Here is a 21201-nt window from a genome sequence, read left to right as displayed (position 1 = left end):
GCGGCGTCCCTGATGTCACACTGCGGGCATGTCCGGGCCGATTCTGCTCCGTACGGCCGTTTGCACCTCGGCCTCCTCGGCCGGATCGGCGGCCAGCCGGCGCAGCCTCTCGGCCACGCGGACGTCACCGGTCTCGGCGTGCAGCGCCGCGACTTCGCGGGTGGTCTCCTCGCAGTCCCACAGGCATTCCACGGCGAATCCGGTGGCGAACGACCCGTCGGTGCAGGCCAGGGCGCGGGCGGCCCTGCCGCGCAGGCAGGAGGAGGCGGTCTCGCGGTAGATATGGCGCAGGACGGGTGCGGCGCAGGCGATGCCGAGCCGCCCGGCCCCGTCGACGAGGGTCCACAGCAGCGGGGCGTCCGGGCCGTCGGCCCGCACGGTCTCCCGCAGTGCGCCGAGGACCAGCGTGGCGTCCTGGGCGGTGCCGCGGCAGGCGAGGACACCGGCGGCCGAGGCGCCGAGGGCGTCGGGCCGGTGGACCCAGCCGCGCGCCCGGTCGACGGCTTCGTCGCCGCACATCCGCTCGAACGCGGCGACGGCGGCCTCGGCGACCGTCCGCGACCCGGTGCCGACGGCGGCCTCGATCAGGTCGAGGACGGCGGGGTCACGTGACTGGGCGAGGTAGTGCAGCGCCGCGCAGCGGGCGCCGTCGGCCCCGTCGCGTGCGGCGGCGAGGATGGCGGGCCGGTCCTCGGACCCGGCCACGGCGGACAGACAGCGGGCAGCGGGCACATGCAGTGCGGCGCCGCGCTCGACACCCTCGTCGGCCCAGTCGAAGACGGCCTGGACGCTCCAGCCGGGCCGGGGCCCGGACGGTCGCATCTGGCGCTGCCAGCGGTCGAAGGAGCCTGCCTCCCGGGCCGCACGGACCCGGGCGCCGACGCTCTCGCGCCGGTCGTCCGCCCACAGCCGCCACGGCCGGGGTTCGAAGGCGTCGCGGACGGCGGCGGCCAGTTCGGCCTCACCCTCGGGGGTGGCCGGGAAACGGGCGAGGACGGGGACCGCGAGGGCACGCAGTCCGGCGTCGTCGTCGCGCAGGGCCAGTTCGTCCAGGGCCCACGCCCAGTTGGCGCCGGTGGCGGCATAGCCGCGCAACAGCGCGAGGGCATCGGTCCTGCCGTAGGAGGCGAGATGCCCGAGCACCGCGAGCGCGAGGCCGGTCCTGGCCTCGTCGGTGTCGAGGTGGTCGTCGGTGTCGCCCAGGTGCCGCTCGATCTCCTCGAGACCGCCGTGGAGGTCGAGGTAGAGGCGGGCGTAGTAGAGGGAGCGGTTCTCGACCTGCCAGTCGTGGCGGGGGTCGTGGAGCACGCAGTGGTTGAGGGCGGCGAGCGCTTCGGCGCGCGGCGCGGCGAGCGCGTGCAGCGTGCCGTCGCCGCGGCCCCTCTGCAGCAGGCCGAGCAAGGTGCCGCTCGGCGCTATGACTGGATCGAACATGGGGAGAGCCTCACATCAAGCTGTCGACGCAACCGGGGAGATCCGGGGAAATCCGGGCAAGGGGATGCCTAGGCCGCGCAGCAACATGTAGGGCCGCCCGTCGTCGTCTTCCGCTTGGTGTAGACCATCGTCCTGCCTCTCGTCGGTGGCCCCAGGGGAACTCCCGGATGAAGTCCGGGGTAGGGCCCGACGTCATGATGACCCACCCATTTCGCCACCGCGACCACATTTACGGCGTCCCTCCCGGCGGCCTTCCGGCAACCGGTCACCGGCCGCCGAAGAGCTCCAGGAGCTCTGTCTTCCCAAACATCTGCGCAGTATCCACGGCGGAGGGCGTACCTGCGGAAGGATCCGCTCCGCCGGCCAGCAGAACGCGGATGACATCGTCCTCGCCCTTGAAGACCGCACCGGCGAGCGGGGTCTGGCCGCGGTCGTTGGGACGGTCCGGCTCGGCGCCGCGGGCGAGCAGCGCCTCCACGGCGGAGGCGTGGCCGTGGTAGGCGGCGAGCATGACGAGGGTGTCACCGCGGTCGTTGGTGAGATTCGCGGGCACACCGGCGTCGACGTACGCGGCGAGCGTCTCGGTCTCGCCCTGCCGCGCCAGGTCGAAGACCTTGGTCGCGAGTTCGATCACCTCGGGATCCGGGGCTTCGCTCATCGGACGGACCGCCTCTCACTGCGTTGACCTGGGGCGCACGGCAAGAACAGCCGTACGAGTGAATCGTCAGAGTACTGCCCGGCGACCGGGACGGAGCGGCGCGCCCGAGGCATGGATCACCCATGAGGGAGGCACTGTGCCGTGCGAGCGCGGAGTGTGCCCCTCGAGCGGAGACCCGGCGTCCGCCAGTGGAGTGGAATCTTGGGATTTTCACCCATTTGCACCTTTTATCGCATAGATACTTCCTGTGAGGCTGGAAGTACTCAAGGTGACTGTCCCCTCACCCAGGAGAACTCATCATGATCCTGTCCATCTCAGGCGTCGTGCTGCTGCTCATCATCGTCTTCCTGTTCTTCAGGAAGGACGGCCTCAAGGCCTCCCACGCCGTCGTCTGCACACTCTTCGGCTTCTTCCTTGCGGGCACGGCCATCGCCCCCAGCATCAAGGCCGGCAGCCAGAGCCTCGCCAGCCTGCTGGGCGGGATCAAGTTCTGACCACTCCCGCCCCCTTCGGTACATCCGCATTCAGCACCCCCAGGAGACCCACGTGGCCCGGCGACCACTCCCCCGCATTCTGAGCAGCGGAACAGCGCAGATCGCCCGGAGCCGGGAGATCGCGCGCACGGCCGCCGACAACGCCACGGACGTACTCCATCCGCTGATCACGGTCTCCCGTGGTCTGCGGAAGCTGGCCGGACTGACCCGGCTGCGGTGGGCCGCCACACCCAAGGAACGGCGTGGTCCCACCCTGTTCCTGGTCGCGGGCGGCGTCCTGGTGGTCGCGCTCATCCCGTACGGGCCGCTTCTGGCCCTCATCTCGGTGATGGCCGCGGCCGCCTGGAAGGGACGGGTGCGCGAACCGGTGAAGACGGGGCCCGACGAGGCGGAGATCGGACGGCTCAAGGCGCTCTACGAAGCCCTGGTGCCCTACTTCTCGGTCCCCGACGACCCGGCCCCGCTCTTCGCCCACGGTGGCGACTGGTCAGGCGCCTTCAGTGAGTACGCCTTCGACGACGACGGCCGGCTGACCCGGCTGCACATCGCCTACCCGGCGTACTTCACGGACGGTGAGGCGCAGTCCCGCGACCGGATCGAGCAACTTCTGCACGCCAAGTCCGGCCGCGGCCGCGAGTACCTCTTCACCTGGGACGAGGAGGGCAACCGCCTCGTCATGAGCGTCCTGCCCGCCCTGTCCACGGCCATCGCCGCCCAGCGCTTCGTCACCGTCCCCGGCGAGACCGTGCTGGGCTTCACCGACGAGGGCGCCGTCCAGCGCACCGTGCCGGTGGCCCAGGGCGAGGAGACACGGGACGCGCCGCCGGTGGTCTGGCGTACGGGACCACGCTCCACGGAGCCGCATCTGCTGGTGGTCGGCGAATCGGGCAGCGGCACCACGACCCTTCTCCGGTCCATCGCGCTCCAGGCGCTCCAGCACGGCGACGTGCTGATCGTCGAGGGCAGCGGCACCGGTGAGTACGCCTGCCTGACCGGACGCACCGGTGTGCTGGCCGTCGAGTGCGGACTGGCCGGGGCGCTCGCCAGCCTGGAATGGGCCGCGCACGAGACCGAGCGCCGTCTGATCGCCGCGAACCGCGCCCGCCAGGCCGGGCAGTCCGTCCCCGAGGACACCAAGCGGCCGCTGTGGATCCTGGTGGACCGCCCGAGCATCTTCGGCCACCTCGCCGCGGCCGACGGGGACACCGAGCCCCAGCAGCTGCTCCAGGTGCCGCTGCGGCACGGCCGCGCCGCCCAGGTCACGGTCGTGGTGGCGGAGCAGTTCGACAGCCTGGACGCACTGACCGAGACCGTACGGACGCACACCCGCGGCCGCGTGGTGCTCGGCCCCGCGACCCCGGAACAGATCAGCACCGTGCTCGGGACGACGCCCCACACCACGCCGACGCCGGACGTCCCGCCCGGCCGCGGCTACGCACGGCTCGGCACCGGCCCGGTGCTGCGGCTCCAGGTGCCGGCGACCCCCGACCCGTACGACGACGCGACGAGCGAGGCACACCGCCAGGCCGTGCTGGAGCTGCTGCCCGAGTACATCGACGGGCGGGCGCCGGACGAGGCCGCGGAGCCGGTGGCGCAGGTGAAGAAGACGGAGAAGGCCGAGGCCGGGGCGCCCGACCCGATACCGGCCGAGGGCTGACCCGGCCCGGACGGCCACTGCCGGGAGGGGTCAGGCGACGAAGGTGCGCGGCGTTTCCGTGCCCGCCTTCGCCCCCGCCTCGACCAGTCGCGCGGCAGCGGCCAGCCGCGCGGCCGCCTCGTCGGCCACCGGCCCGCCGACCGTGAACGGCAGCCGGACGAAGCCCTCGAAGGCCCCGTCCACTCCGAAGCGCGGCCCCGACGGGACGCGTACACCGACCCGTTCGCCGACCTCGGCGAGCCGGGAGCCGGACAGCCCGCCCGTCCGCACCCAGAGCGTGAGACCACCGCTCGGGACGGCGAACTCCCAGTCCGGCAGTTCCCGGCGCAGGGCGGTGACCAGCGCGTCGCGGTTCTCCCGGGCCTGATCGCGCCGGATGGAGACCGCCTGGTCCCAGCCGCCGGTGCGCATCAGCCAGTTCACGGCGAGCTGCTCCAGGACCGGGGTGCCCAGGTCCGCATAGGCGCGGGCGGCGACGAGCGAACGGATCACATCGGGTGCGGCCCGCACCCAGCCGATGCGCATGCCCGCCCAGAAGGCCTTGCTGGCCGAGCCGACCGTGAGCACGGTGCTGCCCGCCGGGTCGAAGGCGCAGACGGGCCGCGGCATGTCGACACCGTCGTCCAGGTGCAGCTCGGACATCGTCTCGTCGACGACGAGGACCGTGCCGGCGGAGCGGGCCGCGTCGACCAGCCGGCGGCGCTGGTCCTCGTCCGCGAGCGCGCCGGTGGGGTTGTGGAAGTCGGCCACGACGTAGGCGAGCCGGGGCGCCGCGTCCCGCAGCACCTGCCGCCACCGCGGCAGGTCCCAGCCGCCCAGCCCCTCCTCCATCGCCACGGGCACGAGACGCGCCCCGGCCTCGCGCATCAGCTGAAGGATGTTGGCGTACGAGGGTGACTCGACGGCGACCCGCTCGCCGCGCCCGGCGAACAGATGGCAGATGGCGTCCATCGCGCCCATCGCGCCGGTGGTGACCATGATCTGTTCGGGCATGGTCGGGATGCCGCGCTCGGTGTAGCGGTCGGCGAGCATCTGCCGCAGGGCGGGAAGGCCCGCCGGGTAGTCGCCGTGGGTGTGGGCGTACGGCGGCAGTTCCTCCAGCGCTCCCTGGACGCCACGGGTCAGCCACGGCTCGGGCGCGGGCAGGGCGGCGCAGCCCAGGTCGATCATGGAGCCGAGCGACTCGGGCGGCAGGGGCTCCAGGCCTCGCGCGGGCAGCGGATTCCCTGCCGGTACGGCGGTCCAGCTGCCCGCACCCCTGCGGGATTCGAGGAAGCCCTCGGTACGCAGCGCCTCGTAGGCGGCGGCGACCGTGGTGCGGCTGACGGAGAGGGACAGCGCGAGTTCGCGCTCCGCGGGGAGGCGGGCGGCGACGGGGACCCTGCCTTCGAGGACGAGCAGCCGGATACCGTCGGCGAGGGCCCGGTAGGCCGGCGGCTTACGGGTCCCGGGGCCGGCGGGGCGCGGCTGCTGGGAGGTGAGCTGCCGGGCGAGCTGGGCCGCGCCCACCGCAGAGGTCCACTGCGTCATGGAAGTCAGTCCACCTTCATCGAATTGGCCATGGTTGCCGGGTATGGCATAGCCACAGAGTGTCATGAGTCAGTCCACTATCACCAGAGGGGGCGTCATCGTGTCGGGGAAGTCCGCGCATCTCACTCGCCGGCTGTCGCAGCTGTACATCGGCCTCACCCTCTACGGGGTGAGTGCGGCACTGCTGGTGCGCGCCGGGCTCGGGCTCGAACCCTGGGGAGTGCTGCACCAGGGCCTGGCGGAGCGCACCGGTCTGACCATGGGCGTGATCTCGATCATCGTCGGCGCCGTGGTGCTGCTGCTGTGGGTCCCGATCCGGCAGCGGCCGGGCCTCGGCACCGTCTCGAACGTCTTCGTCGTCGGTCTGGCGATGGACGGCACGCTGGCGCTCGTCCCGGACGCCCACGGCCTGCCCGTCCGGATCACGCTCCTGATCGCGGGCATCGTGCTCAACGGGGTGGCGACCGGGCTCTACATCGCGGCGCGGTTCGGACCGGGCCCGCGGGACGGCCTGATGACCGGACTGCACCGGCTCACGGGGCGCTCGATCCGCCTGGTGCGTACGGCGATCGAGGTGGCCGTGGTGGCGACGGGCTTCGTGCTGGGCGGCTCGGTCGGCATCGGCACGATCGCCTACGCCCTGGCCATCGGCCCGCTCGCGCAGCTGTTCCTGCGCGTCTTCGCCATCTCCGATCAGGACGCCGGCAGCACGGTCGTCGCCGGCGCGACACCCGGACGGGCGATACTGCGGAAGTGAACCGCGTACTCCACCCCTATCTCGACCACCCCTCCGTGCTGCCGTTCGCCCATCGCGGCGGCACGGCGGACGGGATCGAGAACACCACCGCAGCGTTCCGCCGGGCGGCCGGTCTCGGCTACCGCTACTTCGAGACGGATGTGCACACCACGGCCGACGGCAAGCTGGTCGCGTTCCACGACTCGACGCTGGACCGGCTGACGGACGCGAAGGGCCGGATCTCGGACCTGCCGTGGAGCGAGATCCAGCAGGCGAAGGTGGCCGGCAAGGAGCCGCTGCCGCTGTTCGAGGAGCTGCTGGAGGAATTCCCCGAGGCCCGCTGGAACATCGACATCAAGGCGGAGCCCGCGCTGGTGCCGCTGGTGGATCTGGTGCGCCGGGCCGGCGCCTGGGACCGGGTCTGCATCGGCTCCTTCTCCGAGGGCCGGGTGGCCCGGGCGATGCGCCTCGCGGGTCCGCGGCTCGCCACGTCGTACGGCGTGCGGGGTGTGGTGGGCCTGCGGCTGCGGTCGTTCGGCATTCCGGCGGCGGTACGGATGGGCGCCGTGTGCGCGCAGGTACCGGAGTCCCAGGGCGGGGTGCGCGTGGTGGACCGCCGCTTCGTGCGGTCGGCTCACGACCGCGGTCTTCAGGTGCACGTCTGGACCGTCAACGACGCGGATCGGATGGCAGCGCTCCTGGACCTCGGAGTGGATGGCATCATGACCGATCATCTGGAGACGTTGCGCACGGTACTGACGGACCGGGGAGTCTGGGTCTGACCCGCGCGTCTGCACCACGGACGAGCGAGGGGGCGGGCGTGACGACCGACATCGCGCAGGAGGCGACGGGGGCGGGCGACCGCCGGCGCGAGCAACGAGGCTGGTACTTCTACGACTTCGCGTGCTCCGTGTACTCGACGAGTGTGCTCACCGTCTTCCTCGGCCCGTATCTGACGTCGGTGGCGAAGGCCGCGGCCGACGCGGACGGCTTCGTGCATCCCCTCGGCATCCCGATACGCGCCGGATCGGTGTTCGCCTACGCGGTCTCCGCGTCCGTGGTGCTGGCCGTGCTGCTGATGCCGATGGCGGGAGCGTGGGCGGACCGCACCGGGCGGAAGAAGCCGCTGCTGGCCGTGGCCGCCTATGTCGGTGCGACGGCCACGACGGCCATGTTCCTCGTGGGCGGCGACCGCTATCTGCTGGGCGCGTTTCTGCTGATCGTCGCGAACGCCTCACTGTCGGTCTCGATGGTCCTCTACAACGCCTATCTGCCGCAGATCGCCGAGCCGGACGAACGCGACGCGGTCTCGTCGCGCGGCTGGGCCTTCGGCTACACCTCCGGCGCCTTGGTCCTGGTGCTCAATCTGATCGTCTACTCGGCCCATGAGTCGTTCGGCCTCTCCGAATCCGCCGCGGTACGGATCTGCCTGGCGTCGGCCGGTGTGTGGTGGGGCGCCTTCACGCTGGTTCCGCTGCGACGTCTGCGGGACCGGCGGATCGCGCCGGGCGGCGAGGGCGCGGTCGGGTCCGGCTGGCGGCAGCTGGTGGCGACCCTCAAGGACATGCGGAAGCATCCGCTCACGATGTCGTTCCTGCTGGCGTATCTCATCTACAACGACGGCATCCAGACGGTCATCTCGCAGGCCTCGATCTACGGTTCGGAGGAGCTGGAACTCGACCAGACGACACTGATCGTCGCGGTTCTGCTGGTGCAGGTGCTGGCCGTGGCGGGTGCCCTCGGAATGGGACGGCTGGCCAGAACGCACGGGGCCAAGCGGACGATTCTCGGTTCGCTCGGAGTGTGGGCCGTGATCCTGGCGGCCGGGTTCTTCCTTCCGGCCAGGGCTCCGCTGTGGTTCTTCGCGCTCGCCGCGGCGATCGGGCTCGTCCTCGGCGGCAGCCAGGCCCTGTCGAGGTCGCTCTTCTCACACCTGGTGCCCCGCGGCAAGGAGGCGGAGTACTTCTCGGCGTACGAGATGAGCGACCGCGGTCTGAGCTGGCTCGGACCGCTGGTCTTCGGCCTCGCGTACCAGCTGACCGGGAGTTATCGGGACGCGATCATCTCTTTGGTGGTCTTCTTCGGGCTGGGTTTCGTCCTGCTCGCCCGGGTACCCGTACGGCGTGCGGTGGCAGCCGCGGGCAACCCCGTGCCGGAACGGATTTAGACGTTGAAGTGAAAGGCCGGTAGTGTACGCCTTTGGCCTGCCAGGTGGACCGTTACTGCGAGCTGAAGAAGTGAAATCACTGGGTGACACTTCCTGTCAGATGTGACAAACCGGGCACTGGTGGGTACCCCAACCAATGGGATACCAGCGGCACGACGGGCGACGCATGACCCGGAACGGGAATCTTTACCGCCGACCGGACGTTGACCGGATGACGACGACAGCGACACCTGTCCTGTGGGCGACAAGCCCGGGAGGCACGATTCATGAGTGAGCGAGCTCTCCGCGGCACGCGCCTCGTGGTTACCAGCTACGAGACGGACCGCGGCATCGATCTGGCCCCGCGCCAGGCGGTGGAGTACGCATGCCAGAACGGACATCGGTTTGAGATGCCGTTCTCGGTCGAGGCGGAAATTCCGCCGGAGTGGGAGTGCAAGGCGTGCGGCGCCCAGGCACTCCTGGTCGACGGGGATGGCCCCGAGGAGAAGAAGGGCAAGCCGGCGCGAACGCACTGGGACATGCTCATGGAGCGGCGTACCCGCGAGGAGCTGGAGGAGGTGCTGGCCGAGAGGCTGGCCGTCCTGCGCTCCGGTGCCATGAACATCGCCGTGCACCCGCGGGACAGCCGGAAGTCTGCCTGATCCGCCTGACCGCGTACACCGCATCGCACCATCTGGCGCCACCTACAACAGCATGACGCACGACAAGAGCCGCGGGCCGTCTCACCGACCAGGTGAGACGGCCCGCGGCTCTGCTGTCTTCGGGTCCGAGGCGGGCCACTCGGTGCGGGTCCGGAGAGGCGCGGCTCAGGCTCGCAGCGGGCGTGCACCCGGCCGCGGCCGCACGCACACGCCGCTTGCGAACCCGTCGCCCCTCACCAGGTGCCGCTCAGGGCGTGAGCGGCGGCCTCGGGCGATCGCCACGCTCGCCCTCGTGTCCGCCCGCCGAATGCCCCGCGTCCTGGCGGATGACCTCACCCTGCACGATCTTGCCGTCGGGGCGGTGCATACGGGCCTGCTGGAAGGCGTCTCCCAGGCTGCCGGGTCCCGCTGCCCGCATACGGCGCTCGAGGGACCGCTCCGCGCGGCGCCCGAGGTACGAGCGGACGGGCGGCACCAGCAGGACCAGGCCCACCACGTCGGAGATCAGGCCGGGCAGCATGATCAGCAGTCCGCCGAGCATCAGGAAGCCGTTGCCGGTGCTGCCGCTCTCCGGGGGCGGCGCCTGGCCGTTCTGCTGCCTCTGCACGGTCTCGGTGAGATTGCGGAAGGCCCGCCGGCCGGCGCGCTTCACCACGGCGCCGCCGACGATGCCGGCGGCGATCAGCAGGGCGAGGACGGTCCATCCCCCGGCCGCCCCGGCGACCAGGGTCAGCAGCCAGATCTCGAGCACCAGCCAGGCGGCAACGGCGAGGGGAACCAGATTGCGGGCGCGTGAGCGCTTGGGGGCTGTAGGGGGCATAGCGCCGGTCGTCATGCTCCCAGTGTGCCTGGGAGCCCGCCGGAGTGGCGTAAGCGGGTGATCAAGAAGATCGCGGTCCGGACGGGCGGGTCATCGGGCCGTCGCCGCTACGAGGATTTACGGCCGAGGAGACGATTGGTCCGGTCGCCGACGCCCCACGCGGTGACGCGCCACAGCGCCTCGACCACGATGTCGCGGTTCATCTTGGAGTCGCCGAGCTCCCGCTCGACGAACGTGATGGGCACCTCGACCACGTGGTAGCCCTCGGCCACCGCACGGCGGGCGAGATCCACCTGGAAGCAGTAGCCCTGGGAGGCGACCTCGCCGAGTCCGAGCCCCTTCAGCGTCTCGGCCCTGAAGGCGCGGAAGCCGCCCGTGACGTCGCGGATCGGGACGCCGAGGAGAAGGCGGGAGTAGGTGCTGCCGCCGCGGGACAGGAACTCGCGGTACTTGGGCCAGTTGACGACCCGGCCGCCGGGCACCCAGCGCGAACCGAGCACCAGATCGGCGCCCTTGAGCGCGGTCAGCAGCCGGGGCAGTTCCTCGGGCTGGTGCGAGCCGTCGGCGTCCATCTCGATCAGCACGCCGTAGCCGTGCTCCATGCCCCAGGCGAAGCCGGCGAGGTAGGCGGCGCCGAGGCCTTCCTTGCCCTTGCGGTGCAGGACATGCACCTGCTCGTCGTGGCCCGAGAGTTCGTCCGCGATCTTGCCGGTGCCGTCGGGGCTGTTGTCATCGGCGACGAGGATGTCCACGTCGGGCACTGCCTCGCGCACCCGGGAGACGATCGTCTTGATGTTCTCGGCCTCGTTGTAGGTCGGGATGATCACCAAGGATCTGCCGAGTGGTTCGTACCGCCTCCCCTGGGCTTCGCCTTGGGTAGACCCAGCGCCGTCGTTCACTACTGCCCCTTAATGTCCGTGCACAGAGCCCCACCATAGCGATCGTGCGGCGCGAGCCTGCGGCGGCACGGACCTGGGGTGTCGTGGGCCGTGCGGCGGGGAGAGACAGCGGGTGCGGATCAGGGCCCGGCGTCCTTCGGGCCGACCTGGGACCCGCTGGCTGCGGGTCGACCGAGAGCCGTTGTCTACTGAACGCCGGGCCCTACCCGGGTCGCACCTGCCGGCCGGCTGAAACCTTCCCTCGCCCCCGAGGCGCGGGCGCTGGACCTGGCTCCCAGTGGCAGTGCACCGGTGCGGTGCTCTGCCCCATGGCCCAGCGGCGTTCGACGACTGGGGGGAAGTTCTCCGGTCGGACGTCCTGTGGTGGACTCGGCCGAACCTACCGGCCGGTGGGCGCTCCGTGTCAACAGTCGTGCGATCTGCGCGATTTGCGCAATTCCGCAGGTCGGAGCCGAAGATCCGCAGGTCGTGGCCGAACCTCGAACGCACCGGTCGGCGGTACGAAATGTCCGGACGTCACTCTTTCGGCCGCTCAAAGATCGTTTGTCCGGATACCACCGTTCGCAGACAGACCGGCAGCTCGGTGCCCGGGGTGAGGTCGGGCAGGCCCGGAGTGCCGGAGCGCGGGTCCGTCGACCAGCGGGCGACGCGGTCGTCGGGCGCCTGGACGATCAGTTCGCCGGTGTGCCACAGGGCGTAGTCGGCCGGTGCCCCGGGGACCAGGACACCCGCGTCGTCGCGCCCCACGGCCCGCCAGCCGCCCCGGGTGTGGGCGGTGAAGGCGGCCCGTACGGACACCCGGTGCTCGGCGGTGCGGTGGAAGGCCGCGGCGCGGATGGTGCCCCAGGGGTCGAGCGGCGTGACGGGGGCGTCGGAGCCGAGGGCGAGCGGGACGCCCGCGCGCAGCAGGGCCGCGTACGGGTTGAGGGTGCGGGCCCGCTCCACACCGAGGCGCTCGGCGTACATGCCGTCGTCGCCGCCCCAGGCCGCGTCGAAGGCGGGCTGTACGGAGGCGGTGAGGCCGAACTCGGCGAAGGCGGCGATGGTTTCGGGGGTCAGCATCTCGGCGTGCTCGACGCGGTGCCTGGCGGCGCGGACGCGGGCGAGGCCGAGCGTGTCGGCGACGGCCCGGATGCCGTCCACGACGGTGGTGAGAGCGGCGTCGCCGATGGCGTGGAAGCCGGCCTGAAGCCCGGCCTCGGTGCAGGCGGCGACATGGGTGGCGACGGCCTGGACGTCCAGGTGCGGGGTTCCGGTGTGGGCGGCGTCGGCATAGGGGGTGTGGAGGCAGGCGGTGTGGGAGCCGAGGGAGCCGTCGACGAACAGATCGCCGGCGGCCCCTGCCGCTCCGAGTTCCCTGATGCGCAGGGCGTCCTTCTCGTCGGCCACGCGTTCTGCCCAGTAGCCGACGACCCGCGGCACCGCTCCGCCGCGGGCGAGTGCGAGCAGACCGGTGAAGTCGTCCTCGTCCGAGATGTCGGGCCCGGCGCACTCGTGCACGGTGCCGATGCCGAGGGACGCGGCGTGGTCCAGCGCGGCCCGCTGGGCGGCTTCGCGCTGGGCGGGAGCGATGGCAGCGTGGGCGGCGGCCCGCACGGCGTGGTGGGCGTCGCCCGTGAGCGGTTCGCCCGGGTGGTAGCCGGACAGACCGGTCACCGAGGGGACGAGATCGAGCAGCGCGGTGGTGACCACGGCGGAGTGGACGTCGATACGCGGCAGATAGAGCGGGCGGCCGCCGGCCGCCTCGTCGAGCTCGGCGCGGGAGGGGTGACGCCGTTCGGGCCAGCGGGCGCTGTCCCAGCCGTGGCCGAGGAGGACGGCCGCACCGGGGTGTGCCGCACTGTGCTCGCGCACGAGACGCAGGGCGTCGGCGAGGGTGGCCGCGCCCGAGAGGTCGAGCCCGGTGAGCGCGAGGCCGGTGGCCGTGGTGTGCACATGGGCGTCGGTGAACGCCGGGGTGACGAGGGCCCCTTCGAGGTCGACGATCTCGTCGACCCCGTCGGCGAAGCCGTCGGCCGCCCCCTCGGAGCCCACCCAGGCGATGTGGCCTCGTTCGACGACCATCGCGGTGGCGAAGGGGTCGGCGGGGCTGTGGACTTCTCCGCCGCGCAGCAGGACGGTGCGGTCTTCGGCGCGGGGGGCGGTGCTCTCGGTCATGGGACCAGCCTAGATACGCGGCGGGCGTGCCTCGTACGGGGTCGACAGGACGACCGTGGTGCGGGTGGAGACGCCGGAGAGGGTGCGGATGCGGGCGAGCAGGTGCTCGAGGTCGTGCGGGGTGGAGACACGCACCTTGAGGATGTAGTTCTCGTCCCCGGCGACGCTGTGGCAGGCCTCGATCTCGGGTACGTCCGCGAGCCGTTCGGCGATGTCGTCGGGGGCGCTGGGGTCGAACGGTTTGACCGAGATGAAGGCGGTGATCGGGAGCCCGACCGACTCGGGGTCGACGACCGCCGCGTATCCGCGGATGACGCCGCGCTGTTCGAGACGGCGGACGCGCTGGTGCACCGCCGATGTGGACAGGCCGGTGGCCTTGCCCAGGTCGGTGTAGCTCATCCGCCCGTCCTTGACGAGCAACTCCACGATCTGACGATCCAGCTCCTCCATGCGGATCAACCTAATTGCCCAGGTGGCTTCCGGCACAGCCGAAAGAGGCATGCGAGGGCACCTGCGGGGGCCATGTGACGAACACCACAGTCCCGGCGGCGCCTCCGCCGTGACCGCACGGTTACCTGCCGGGCGCGTGGGGAAGTGCTTGCTGTGGTCGAGGCCGCACGTGCCTGGTCGGCCCACCCGAGGGGGAGATCTCCATGCAGAGTGTCAAGAACACCGTCCGTACCGAACCGGAGCCCGTTGATCCGGCTGAGCCCGCCGAGATGGACGAGCTGGACGCGTACGACACCTACGAGATGTACCGGGTGATCTGCCCGGACTGCGTGCAGCCGATCGCACTGCTGGCCGACGAGGACGTCCTTCCGGAGCACGCGCTGTGCCCGACTCCGTGGAACCCGTTCGGGCTCACCGTGTGCACCGGCACCGGCCGGCCCGCCTCGGAGGCGAGCGCCGCGGACGAATCGCTGGAGGTCCAGGAGCAGGACACCGCGCTGCTGTTGACACTGCCTCAGGGCCTGGACTGGCGGATGCAGCCCTTCTCGCACGTCGGCGGCCCGGGCTCGCGTCCGGTGCGGATCCCGTCCATGCGCCGCCGCGTCTGAGGTCGTTCCGGGGTTCCCGGCCGGAGTCGTAACGCGCAGCACCTGACGGACAGTTCGGGCTGCGCGCGGCCGGACGGCCGGGTCCCGTCGACCGCACCGTCGTTCTCCGGCCCCCGCACGGCCGCGAGAAGACGCTGAACTCCTTTGCCACGTAAGAGAGTTGCCTTGCCGCGCCGCACGCGCCGCACCGCACTTCGGCACCCGCGGTGAATCAGTGGCGGGAACACGGCACTTGACGGGTTCGGGCCTGTGCGCTCCGTCCGTCCGCTCCCCGCCCGCGTGTTTACGTGGGACCACCCGCAGGCCGCTCGGGCGCGGCCCGCTGCCGGTGGAAGGAGCAGGCAGATGACGCGCAGACGGACGGCCACGGTGCTCGGTGCGCTCGCGACGGCGGCGACGCTGACGCTCGCGGTTCCGAACTCCGCGTACGCGGCGCAGGGCACACTGATCATCAACCGGGTCGCGTACGAGAATCCGAGCGGGTGCTACCCGGTCACCTGGTTCCCGTCCTCGATCACCAACAGGACCGACGCGACGGCCACGGTGTGGACCGGCTTCGACTGCCGGGGGACCATCGACGCGATCGTGTACCCCGGCCGGTCCCACTACACGGAGATGGCCCACAGCGTCTCCATCCGCTGACGCCGCCCGGGGAGTAACCGCAAGGTGTCGTCGTCCGCCCGGACCGGACGAGACCTCGCGGACCCGGCCCGACGTCCCCGACGCCGCCGCGGCCCGCCCGGGAGCGGTCCGCGGCGCGATCGGTTCAGCGGGTCTCGGGACCGGCCAGGTGGCGGGCAATGACCATGCGCTGGATCTGGTTGGTGCCCTCGACGATCTGCAGGACCTTGGCCTCGCGCATGTAGCGCTCGACGGGGAAGTCCAGGGTGTAGCCGTAGCCGCCGAGGACCTGCACGGCGTCGGTCGTCACGCTCATCGCCGTGTCCGTGCAGAAGAGCTTCGCCATGGCGGCCTCGCGGGAGAAGGGGCGTCCCGCGTCCCGCAGCCGGGCGGCCGCCAGATACAGCGAGCGGCCCGCCTCGATCCGGGTGGCCATGTCGGCCAGCATGAAGCGCAGCCCCTGGAAGTCGGCGATGGGCCGGCCGAACTGAAGACGCCCGGTGGCGTACGAGACGGCCTCGTCGAGCGCGGCCTGCGCGACACCGATGGCGCACGCGGCGATGCCGAGACGGCCCGAGTCCAGGGCCGAGAGCGCGATCGCGAAGCCCTGCCCCTCGTCGCCGATCCGGCGGGCGTCGGAGACCCGGACGCCGTCGAAGTTGATCTGGGCGGTGGGCGAGCCCTTCATGCCCATCTTCTTCTCGGGCGCGGCCGCGTTCAGGCCGTCGGCGTCGCCCGGCACCAGGAAGGCCGTGATGCCGCGAGCACCCTCCCCGCCCGTCCGGGCGAGCACGGTGCAGAAGTCGGCGATCCCGCCGTGCGTGATCCAGGCCTTCGTACCGGTGATCACCCAGTCGTCACCGTCGCGGACGGCCTTGGTGCGCAGGGAGGCGGCGTCCGAGCCGGACGAGGGCTCCGACAGGCAGTAGGCGCCGAGCAGTCCGCCGCCGAGCATGGCGGGCAGGTGGTCGCTCTGCTGCTGCTTGCTGCCGTAGCCGGCCAGTGCGTGGCAGGAGAGGGAGTGCACGCTGACGCCGAGGCCCACGGTGAGCCGGGCGGCGGCGAGTTCCTCCAGGACCTGGAGGTAGACCTCGTACGGCTGGTCCCCGCCGCCGTATTCGCTGTCGTAGGGAAGGCCGAGCAGACCTGACTCGGACAGGAGGGTGAAGAGCTCGCGGGGGAAGTGTCCCGCCTCCTCCTCCTCGGCCGCCCGTGGAGCGATCTCCCGCTCGATGATGTCGCGCACCAGGGCGATGAGATCCCTGGACTCCTCGGTGGGCAGTTGACGTTCCACCGGCTGCGGGGCGCGGTCGGGCATTGCGGCGCTCTCCTCCCTGTCGGGCGATGCGGCGGTCGCGCGCGAAGGGTGTGTGCGCGCCGCCGGGTCTTCCTGCCAGGCCGATGCTGCCTTTCCGGGTCACGGATGTGGGCTGGACGGCGGCTGTGGCGGGTTGAGTATGCCCGATCAGCGGGCTTCCGTCACGGGTGGAGCCGTCCGGCCCGGCCCCCGCTCCCCTGCACGGGAACTTGGTCCGAACCATTGACCCAATGGTCTAGTCCTTCTACCGTTCCTGCAACGCGTACCGCGTTCATGTCAAAAGAGTCAGACGGTCGACAGCAGTCCCCCCACGTGTTCGCCTCCCCCACGAGGAGACCAGATGTCCGGTCCACACCGTCCCCGTGCCCGCCTGAGGGCCCTGATCGCCGCCGCCTGTACCGCCGCGCTCGGAGCGACCCTGCTGACGGGTGCCCATGCCGCAGCCGCGGGCGGGAGCACCCCGCAGCAGAAGACGTCGACAACGGCCGCCGCCCCGGCCGCCGCCGGCAGCAAGGTGATCGGGTACTTCACCGAATGGGGCGTCTACGACCGCAACTACCACGTCAAGAACATCCAGACGTCGGGGTCGGCCGCCAAGCTGACGCATATCAACTACGCCTTCGGCAACGTCCAGGGCGGCAAGTGCACCGTCGGCGACGCGTTCGCCGACTACGAGAAGTCCTACACCGCCGCCCAGAGCGTGGACGGTGTCGCCGACACCTGGGACCAGCCGCTGCGCGGCAGCTTCAACCAGCTGCGCAAGCTCAAGAAGCTGCATCCGAATCTGAAGATCCTCTGGTCCTTCGGCGGCTGGACCTGGTCCGGCGGCTTCGGCCAGGCCGCCGCGAACCCGGCGGCCTTCGCCGAGTCCTGCTACAAGCTCGTCGAGGACCCGCGCTGGGCCGATGTCTTCGACGGCATCGACATCGATTGGGAGTACCCCAACTCCTGCGGTCTTACGTGCGACACCAGCGGGCGCGAGTCCTTCAAGAACCTGATGTCGGCGCTGCGCACCAAGTTCGGCGGGTCGAACCTGGTGACCGCCGCCATCACCGCGGACGCCTCGTCCGGCGGCAAGATCGACGCAGCCAACTACGCGGGAGCCGCGCAGTACGTCGACTGGTACAACCCGATGACGTACGACTTCTTCGGCGCCTGGGCCGCGCAGGGCCCGACGGCGCCGCACTCGCCGCTCACGTCCTACAGCGGCATCCCGCAGCAGGGCTTCAACAGTGACGCGGCGATCCAGAAGCTGAAGTCCCTCGGCGTTCCCGCCTCCAAGCTGCTGCTCGGCATCGGCTTCTACGGACGCGGCTGGACCGGCGTGACCCAGAAGGCGCCCGGCGGGACGGCGACGGGACCCGCGCCCGGCAAGTACGAAGCGGGTATCGACGACTACAAGGAACTGAAGGCCAAGTGCCCGGCCAACGGGACGGTCGCCGGCACCGCGTACGCGCACTGCGGCAACCAGTGGTGGAGCTACGACACCCCCGCCACCATCACCGGCAAGATGAACTACAAGAACCAGCAGGGCCTGGGAGGCACCTTCTTCTGGGAGCTCAGCGGTGACACCGCCAACGGCGAGCTGATCAAGGCCATCAGTTAGGGGCGACGACGGACAGCGGGGCGGGGAGCCGGTCGGGCTCCCCGCCCCGCTGACATGTTCCGGACGCCCGGTCGGGCCCGGAACCGCGCCGTCAGGTCCGAACGCCCCAGGTCAGGCCTGGACCGCGGTGTCCTGCGGATACGGCGGCGGCACGTGTTCGCGCGGCGGCTGCGGGCACTTCGGCTCGAACTCCTCGATGGTGCCGAGGGTGGCCCGGAGCTGTCGCATCAGCAGGGCGCAGACGAGCTCCCGTTCCAGCTCCTGGTGCGCGAGCCAGTCGAGGGTGATCTGCTCGACGCTGCTGAGCCAGCCGAGCAGCGCGAGCCGGGCGATCATGGGAATGTCGCGTCTGCCGTACGCACCCTCGGCGATGGTCGCGATCAGTTCCTCGCGCACCGCCCCGCGTATGGACTGCACCTCGGTGTCGAACCCGACGCCACCGGTGACGATGGTGCGGAACGCGGCCTCGTGGTGCTGGGCGTAGCGCAGATAGCCCTCGACGGTGCGCTGCACCCGCTGGGCGCGCGGCAGTTCGGTGTCGCTCGCCGCGCCGGAGACGAGATCGGCCACCGAGTCCTCGATGATCGCGAGGTAGTAGCCGCGTTTGCTCTTGAAGTAGTAGTAGATCAAACCCTTGGCGACACCGGCGTGTTTCGCGATGTCGTCCATCGACAGCGCGTCATAGGACGTGTCGGCGAACAACTTCCGCCCGGTTGCGATGAGTTCAACGCGGCGTACCTGGGATCGTTCGGTCGCACCGCGTTGTTGACTATTATTCAAATGGCGCCCTAGTCTCCAACTGCCACAGGATTCCCGCAGTATGGCAGACCAGCGCAGCGGCTAGATCAGGCCGATCTGGGTCACGAGCATGGCGAACACGACGACGAGGGTCCAGCCGAGAATGTGCTCGAGGAGGTTCGAGTCCTCGTCGGGGCCGCCGGTGCGGGTCCGGACACGGTCTGCGGTGGTCGCGGAAGAAGTCATGGGGCATCTCGCTCGGTCGGGCTGACAGGTGTACGTCCCCCCGGGTGACCCGACCACAGTGCCAAAGACCGGGGCCCCGACGGTAGAGACGTACGTCACTGCCCCCGGGGCCCGGTCCGCGCCTCAGTGGATGCCGAAGGCCTCCAGCGCCTTGCGCTGAGCGGCCGTCGGGCGCTCCGGCCAGTAGAGGTAGCAGACGCCCCCTGTGCCGGAGGACACGTTCCCGCTCGCGTTGTACCGCTTCGTCCGCAGCCAGATGTTCTCCCACTCGCGGCGGCGGTAGACCCTGCGTACGGCCGCATTGCCCGGCGACGCGGGGTCGTTCGCGATCACATCGCCCGCGGCTGTGAACCCGATCACGGTCATCAGATGACCGGCGGTGCCGTAGCCCGCGCCCGTCAGCTCCTCCTTGAGGAACGACTGCGACGTTATGGCCGGGATTCCCGCGCGTACCAGCGTCTCCAGGTCGGCCAGCGAGGACAGCCGGGTGACGACCGCGTTCATCTCCGGGTAGGTCGCCGCGTACGCGGCGTTGAACGGCCAGTTCCCGCAGCCGTTGTACTGGTGGTCGAAGGTGAAACGGGCCGCGTGGCAGACCTGCGGATCGTCGAAGGCCGGGTTGACCCAGGCGAGGTCCGCCGGGGACGGCTTCCGGCCCCAGTACTCGATGATCATCTGCGAGGAGGTGGGGCTGCACCAGGCCTCGCCGCCGTTGTCGTACTCGGGGTACTGGCCGACGTGCGTGTTCTGCGAGTAGCGCGGCACGGCCAGCTCGCGTGCGAGCTTCGGGGCGGAGGCAGGGACGGTGAACCGGTCGGGAACGTCCGAGGCCATCGCACCGAGCCGCCAGACCGTGGGCGTCAGCCCGGTGCCGGGCCTGCGGTGGAGCCTGAGCCGCAGCTGGTAGGCCGCCAGGCGCAGACCGCTCGCCGCGTCATCGATCGAAAAGGTGTCGGTCCAGATGGAGGCCTTGCCGTCGGTCTGGCCGTCGACCGAGGTCCGCCGGATGTCCCCGTCGCCCGCCGCCCAGCGGCCCATCACGAACCAGGGACCGATGGTGCCGTCGGAGTAGTGGCCGCGCAGGTCGACCTGGAGCCAGGTGCCGGCCGGGGTGTGCGCGTTCCAGGAGGCCACGAGCTCCGTCGCGGGCACCCGGGCGCGGTGGACGGGCGAGGTCCAGGTGGCGTAGTCCCAGGCGGTGGTCTTCCCGGTGTGCGGGTCGGTGTAGTCGACGCGGCCGTCGGGGGCTGCGATCACGACGCCGGGACGGCTGCCGGCGACCGCCCCGGTGCCGGCGGCCGTGCCGCTGCGCCAGTCGGTATACGTCGCCCAGAACCGGTTGTCGACGAACGGAATCGTTCCTGCACCTTTCCGAGCCGCATGACCGGGCACGGCACCATGTCGCGCCCGGGGTGCGGTGGCCGCGACGGCCGACGAGGACAGGACGCCCGCTCCCGCCGCTGCCGCGATCGCGGCGCCGAGCACGGTTCTGCGGGAAGTGGCTCTGGCCATGGGACTCCCAAGTCGGTGCCTGCAGTGGGGTCACTATTACGGGTCCCTGCCAAGTTCTGCCAGCATCCCGGCATCGCGTCGCGCCACCAATATTGGTCTTGTCCTTTGGGAGTTCTCCGAATCGGTGCGGAGGGAGTGGCCTGCGGCATTCCACCGGGCCCTCGTAGGGTTGCCGGATGGACGATCTCGAACAGCTGACTTTGGCCCTGCGGGCATTGCCGCCTTCCTGCGGGCCGGTGCGGCTGATCGCCGTGGACGGCCACGCCGGATCGGGCAAGAGCACCTTCGCCGCGCGTCTCGCGGAAGCCCTCGGGAGCGGGGTGCCGGTGCTGCATCTCGACGATCTGGCGAGCCACGAGGAGTTCTTCGACTGGACGGACCGGATGCTCGGCCAGGTCGTCGACCCGCTCTCGCGGGGCGAGGAGGCGCGCTACGAGCCGTACGACTGGGTCGACCGCCGCTTCACCTCGGCGCGGACACTCGCACCGGCTCCGGTGGTGCTGGTCGAGGGCGTGGGCGCCGGCCGGCGGGCGCTGCGCCCTCATCTGGCATGGCTGTTCTGGATGGACAAGGACGCCGACAGCTCCTGGCAGCGCGGCCGTCAGCGGGACGGGGATGCGCTTTCGGCCTTCTGGGACGACTGGACGACGGCGGAGACTCGCCATTTCCTGACCGACCCCTCGTATTCATTCGCGAATTCCCTGGTACGCGAGTGTTCCGAGGGATATGAGGTGCTGCCGAGGCCTTCTGCGACAGCACGATTGAACGGAATCATCACAGAGGGTCACCGGATTTCACCCCCATACTGAGCAGTCGGAAATCCGCCTCAAGAGTGCTCCAACTCTTCTTGACCGACGGGGCGTACAGGTCTTACGTTTCCAATGTGCGGCTTTCCGGAGTCGCCGCAGA

At 70.8% G+C, this 21201-nt stretch carries 21 protein-coding genes; 10 read left to right on the top strand and 11 right to left on the bottom strand.

Annotated features, from left to right (window positions below; genetic code table 11):
* Window positions 1–15: 15 nt before the first annotated feature.
* On the bottom strand, window positions 16–1434 hold the full coding sequence (locus tag RPQ07_RS31105; protein WP_313947540.1) for a HEAT repeat domain-containing protein: 1419 nt from the start codon (window positions 1432–1434) through the stop codon (window positions 16–18).
* A gap of 265 nt (window positions 1435–1699) precedes the next feature.
* Entirely contained in the window at window positions 1700–2092 is a 393-nt protein-coding gene (locus tag RPQ07_RS31100) for an ankyrin repeat domain-containing protein (RefSeq protein ID WP_313947539.1), read from the bottom strand.
* A gap of 299 nt (window positions 2093–2391) precedes the next feature.
* On the opposite strand from RPQ07_RS31100, the gene RPQ07_RS31095 reads away from it, so the two are divergent.
* Both RPQ07_RS31095 and RPQ07_RS31090 read left to right on the top strand, forming a co-directional pair.
* Window positions 2392–2586, top strand: coding sequence for a hypothetical protein (locus tag RPQ07_RS31095; protein WP_313947538.1), 195 nt, complete (start codon window positions 2392–2394; stop codon window positions 2584–2586).
* A gap of 52 nt (window positions 2587–2638) precedes the next feature.
* A complete protein-coding gene (locus RPQ07_RS31090) occupies window positions 2639–4243 on the top strand; it encodes a hypothetical protein (protein WP_313947537.1) in 1605 nt (534 codons plus the stop codon).
* 30 nt (window positions 4244–4273) lie between these two features.
* On the opposite strand, the gene RPQ07_RS31085 is transcribed toward RPQ07_RS31090, so the two are convergent.
* Window positions 4274–5773 (bottom strand): PLP-dependent aminotransferase family protein, encoded by a 1500-nt coding sequence (locus tag RPQ07_RS31085; protein ID WP_313947536.1) that lies wholly within the window; start codon window positions 5771–5773, stop codon window positions 4274–4276.
* A gap of 64 nt (window positions 5774–5837) precedes the next feature.
* Here RPQ07_RS31085 and RPQ07_RS31080 point away from each other — a divergent pair, with 64 nt between their 5' ends.
* The 4 genes from RPQ07_RS31080 (at window position 5838) to RPQ07_RS31065 (ending at window position 9317) form a co-directional block, all read left to right on the top strand.
* Window positions 5838–6530 (top strand): YczE/YyaS/YitT family protein, encoded by a 693-nt coding sequence (locus RPQ07_RS31080; protein ID WP_313947535.1) that lies wholly within the window; start codon window positions 5838–5840, stop codon window positions 6528–6530.
* Window positions 6527–7291: a glycerophosphodiester phosphodiesterase family protein gene (locus tag RPQ07_RS31075; protein ID WP_313947534.1), complete on the top strand. Its 765-nt coding sequence runs from the start codon at window positions 6527–6529 to the stop codon at window positions 7289–7291. The genes RPQ07_RS31080 and RPQ07_RS31075 overlap by 4 nt, the downstream gene beginning before the upstream one ends.
* Window positions 7292–7329: 38 nt before the next feature.
* Window positions 7330–8676: an MFS transporter gene (locus RPQ07_RS31070; protein ID WP_313947533.1), complete on the top strand. Its 1347-nt coding sequence runs from the start codon at window positions 7330–7332 to the stop codon at window positions 8674–8676.
* Window positions 8677–8942: 266 nt separating this feature from the next.
* On the top strand, window positions 8943–9317 hold the full coding sequence (locus tag RPQ07_RS31065; protein ID WP_003959706.1) for an RNA polymerase-binding protein RbpA: 375 nt from the start codon (window positions 8943–8945) through the stop codon (window positions 9315–9317).
* Between the two features lie 247 nt (window positions 9318–9564).
* Here the strand turns inward: RPQ07_RS31065 and fxsA are convergent, their stop codons facing one another.
* The 4 genes from fxsA to RPQ07_RS31045 all read right to left on the bottom strand — a co-directional run bounded on the left by fxsA (window position 9565) and on the right by RPQ07_RS31045 (window position 13643).
* Window positions 9565–10152 carry an FxsA family membrane protein gene (gene fxsA / locus RPQ07_RS31060; protein ID WP_313947532.1) on the bottom strand — a complete coding sequence of 196 codons (588 nt, stop codon included), beginning with the start codon at window positions 10150–10152 and terminating at the stop codon, window positions 9565–9567.
* Between the two features lie 92 nt (window positions 10153–10244).
* Complete coding sequence (locus RPQ07_RS31055; RefSeq protein WP_313947531.1) at window positions 10245–11036, bottom strand: polyprenol monophosphomannose synthase; 792 nt, start codon at window positions 11034–11036, stop codon at window positions 10245–10247.
* Between the two features lie 516 nt (window positions 11037–11552).
* On the bottom strand, window positions 11553–13193 hold the full coding sequence (locus RPQ07_RS31050; RefSeq protein ID WP_313947530.1) for an amidohydrolase: 1641 nt from the start codon (window positions 13191–13193) through the stop codon (window positions 11553–11555).
* 9 nt (window positions 13194–13202) lie between these two features.
* The gene (locus RPQ07_RS31045) at window positions 13203–13643 is read right to left on the bottom strand and encodes an Lrp/AsnC family transcriptional regulator (RefSeq protein ID WP_313947529.1); all 441 of its coding nucleotides are present in this window, start codon (window positions 13641–13643) and stop codon (window positions 13203–13205) included.
* Between the two features lie 203 nt (window positions 13644–13846).
* Between RPQ07_RS31045 and RPQ07_RS31040 the strand changes: the two genes are divergently transcribed.
* Entirely contained in the window at window positions 13847–14251 is a 405-nt protein-coding gene (locus RPQ07_RS31040; RefSeq protein ID WP_313947528.1) for a hypothetical protein, read from the top strand.
* 345 nt (window positions 14252–14596) lie between these two features.
* On the top strand, window positions 14597–14893 hold the full coding sequence (locus tag RPQ07_RS31035; RefSeq protein ID WP_313947527.1) for a hypothetical protein: 297 nt from the start codon (window positions 14597–14599) through the stop codon (window positions 14891–14893).
* A gap of 124 nt (window positions 14894–15017) precedes the next feature.
* Here RPQ07_RS31035 and RPQ07_RS31030 read toward each other — a convergent pair whose 3' ends face one another.
* Window positions 15018–16190: an acyl-CoA dehydrogenase family protein gene (locus tag RPQ07_RS31030; RefSeq protein ID WP_313947526.1), complete on the bottom strand. Its 1173-nt coding sequence runs from the start codon at window positions 16188–16190 to the stop codon at window positions 15018–15020.
* 340 nt (window positions 16191–16530) lie between these two features.
* Here RPQ07_RS31030 and RPQ07_RS31025 point away from each other — a divergent pair, with 340 nt between their 5' ends.
* Window positions 16531–17796 (top strand): glycoside hydrolase family 18 protein, encoded by a 1266-nt coding sequence (locus RPQ07_RS31025; protein ID WP_313947525.1) that lies wholly within the window; start codon window positions 16531–16533, stop codon window positions 17794–17796.
* 111 nt (window positions 17797–17907) lie between these two features.
* Here RPQ07_RS31025 and RPQ07_RS31020 read toward each other — a convergent pair whose 3' ends face one another.
* The 3 genes from RPQ07_RS31020 to RPQ07_RS31010 form a co-directional block, all read right to left on the bottom strand.
* Complete coding sequence (locus tag RPQ07_RS31020) at window positions 17908–18576, bottom strand: TetR/AcrR family transcriptional regulator (protein WP_313947524.1); 669 nt, start codon at window positions 18574–18576, stop codon at window positions 17908–17910.
* 60 nt (window positions 18577–18636) lie between these two features.
* Window positions 18637–18780 carry an SCO1431 family membrane protein gene (locus tag RPQ07_RS31015; protein WP_313947523.1) on the bottom strand — a complete coding sequence of 48 codons (144 nt, stop codon included), beginning with the start codon at window positions 18778–18780 and terminating at the stop codon, window positions 18637–18639.
* A 123-nt stretch (window positions 18781–18903) separates the two neighbouring features.
* The gene (locus RPQ07_RS31010) at window positions 18904–20292 is read right to left on the bottom strand and encodes a C39 family peptidase (protein ID WP_313947522.1); all 1389 of its coding nucleotides are present in this window, start codon (window positions 20290–20292) and stop codon (window positions 18904–18906) included.
* A 176-nt stretch (window positions 20293–20468) separates the two neighbouring features.
* On the opposite strand from RPQ07_RS31010, the gene RPQ07_RS31005 reads away from it, so the two are divergent.
* On the top strand, window positions 20469–21101 hold the full coding sequence (locus tag RPQ07_RS31005; protein ID WP_313947521.1) for a hypothetical protein: 633 nt from the start codon (window positions 20469–20471) through the stop codon (window positions 21099–21101).
* The last annotated feature ends 100 nt before the right edge of the window (window positions 21102–21201 follow it).

The organism is Streptomyces sp. AM8-1-1 (genome assembly GCF_032229325.1).
Classification (GTDB): Bacteria; Actinomycetota; Actinomycetes; order Streptomycetales; family Streptomycetaceae; genus Streptomyces; species Streptomyces achmelvichensis.
This window is presented reverse-complemented; position numbering and strand designations above follow the sequence as displayed.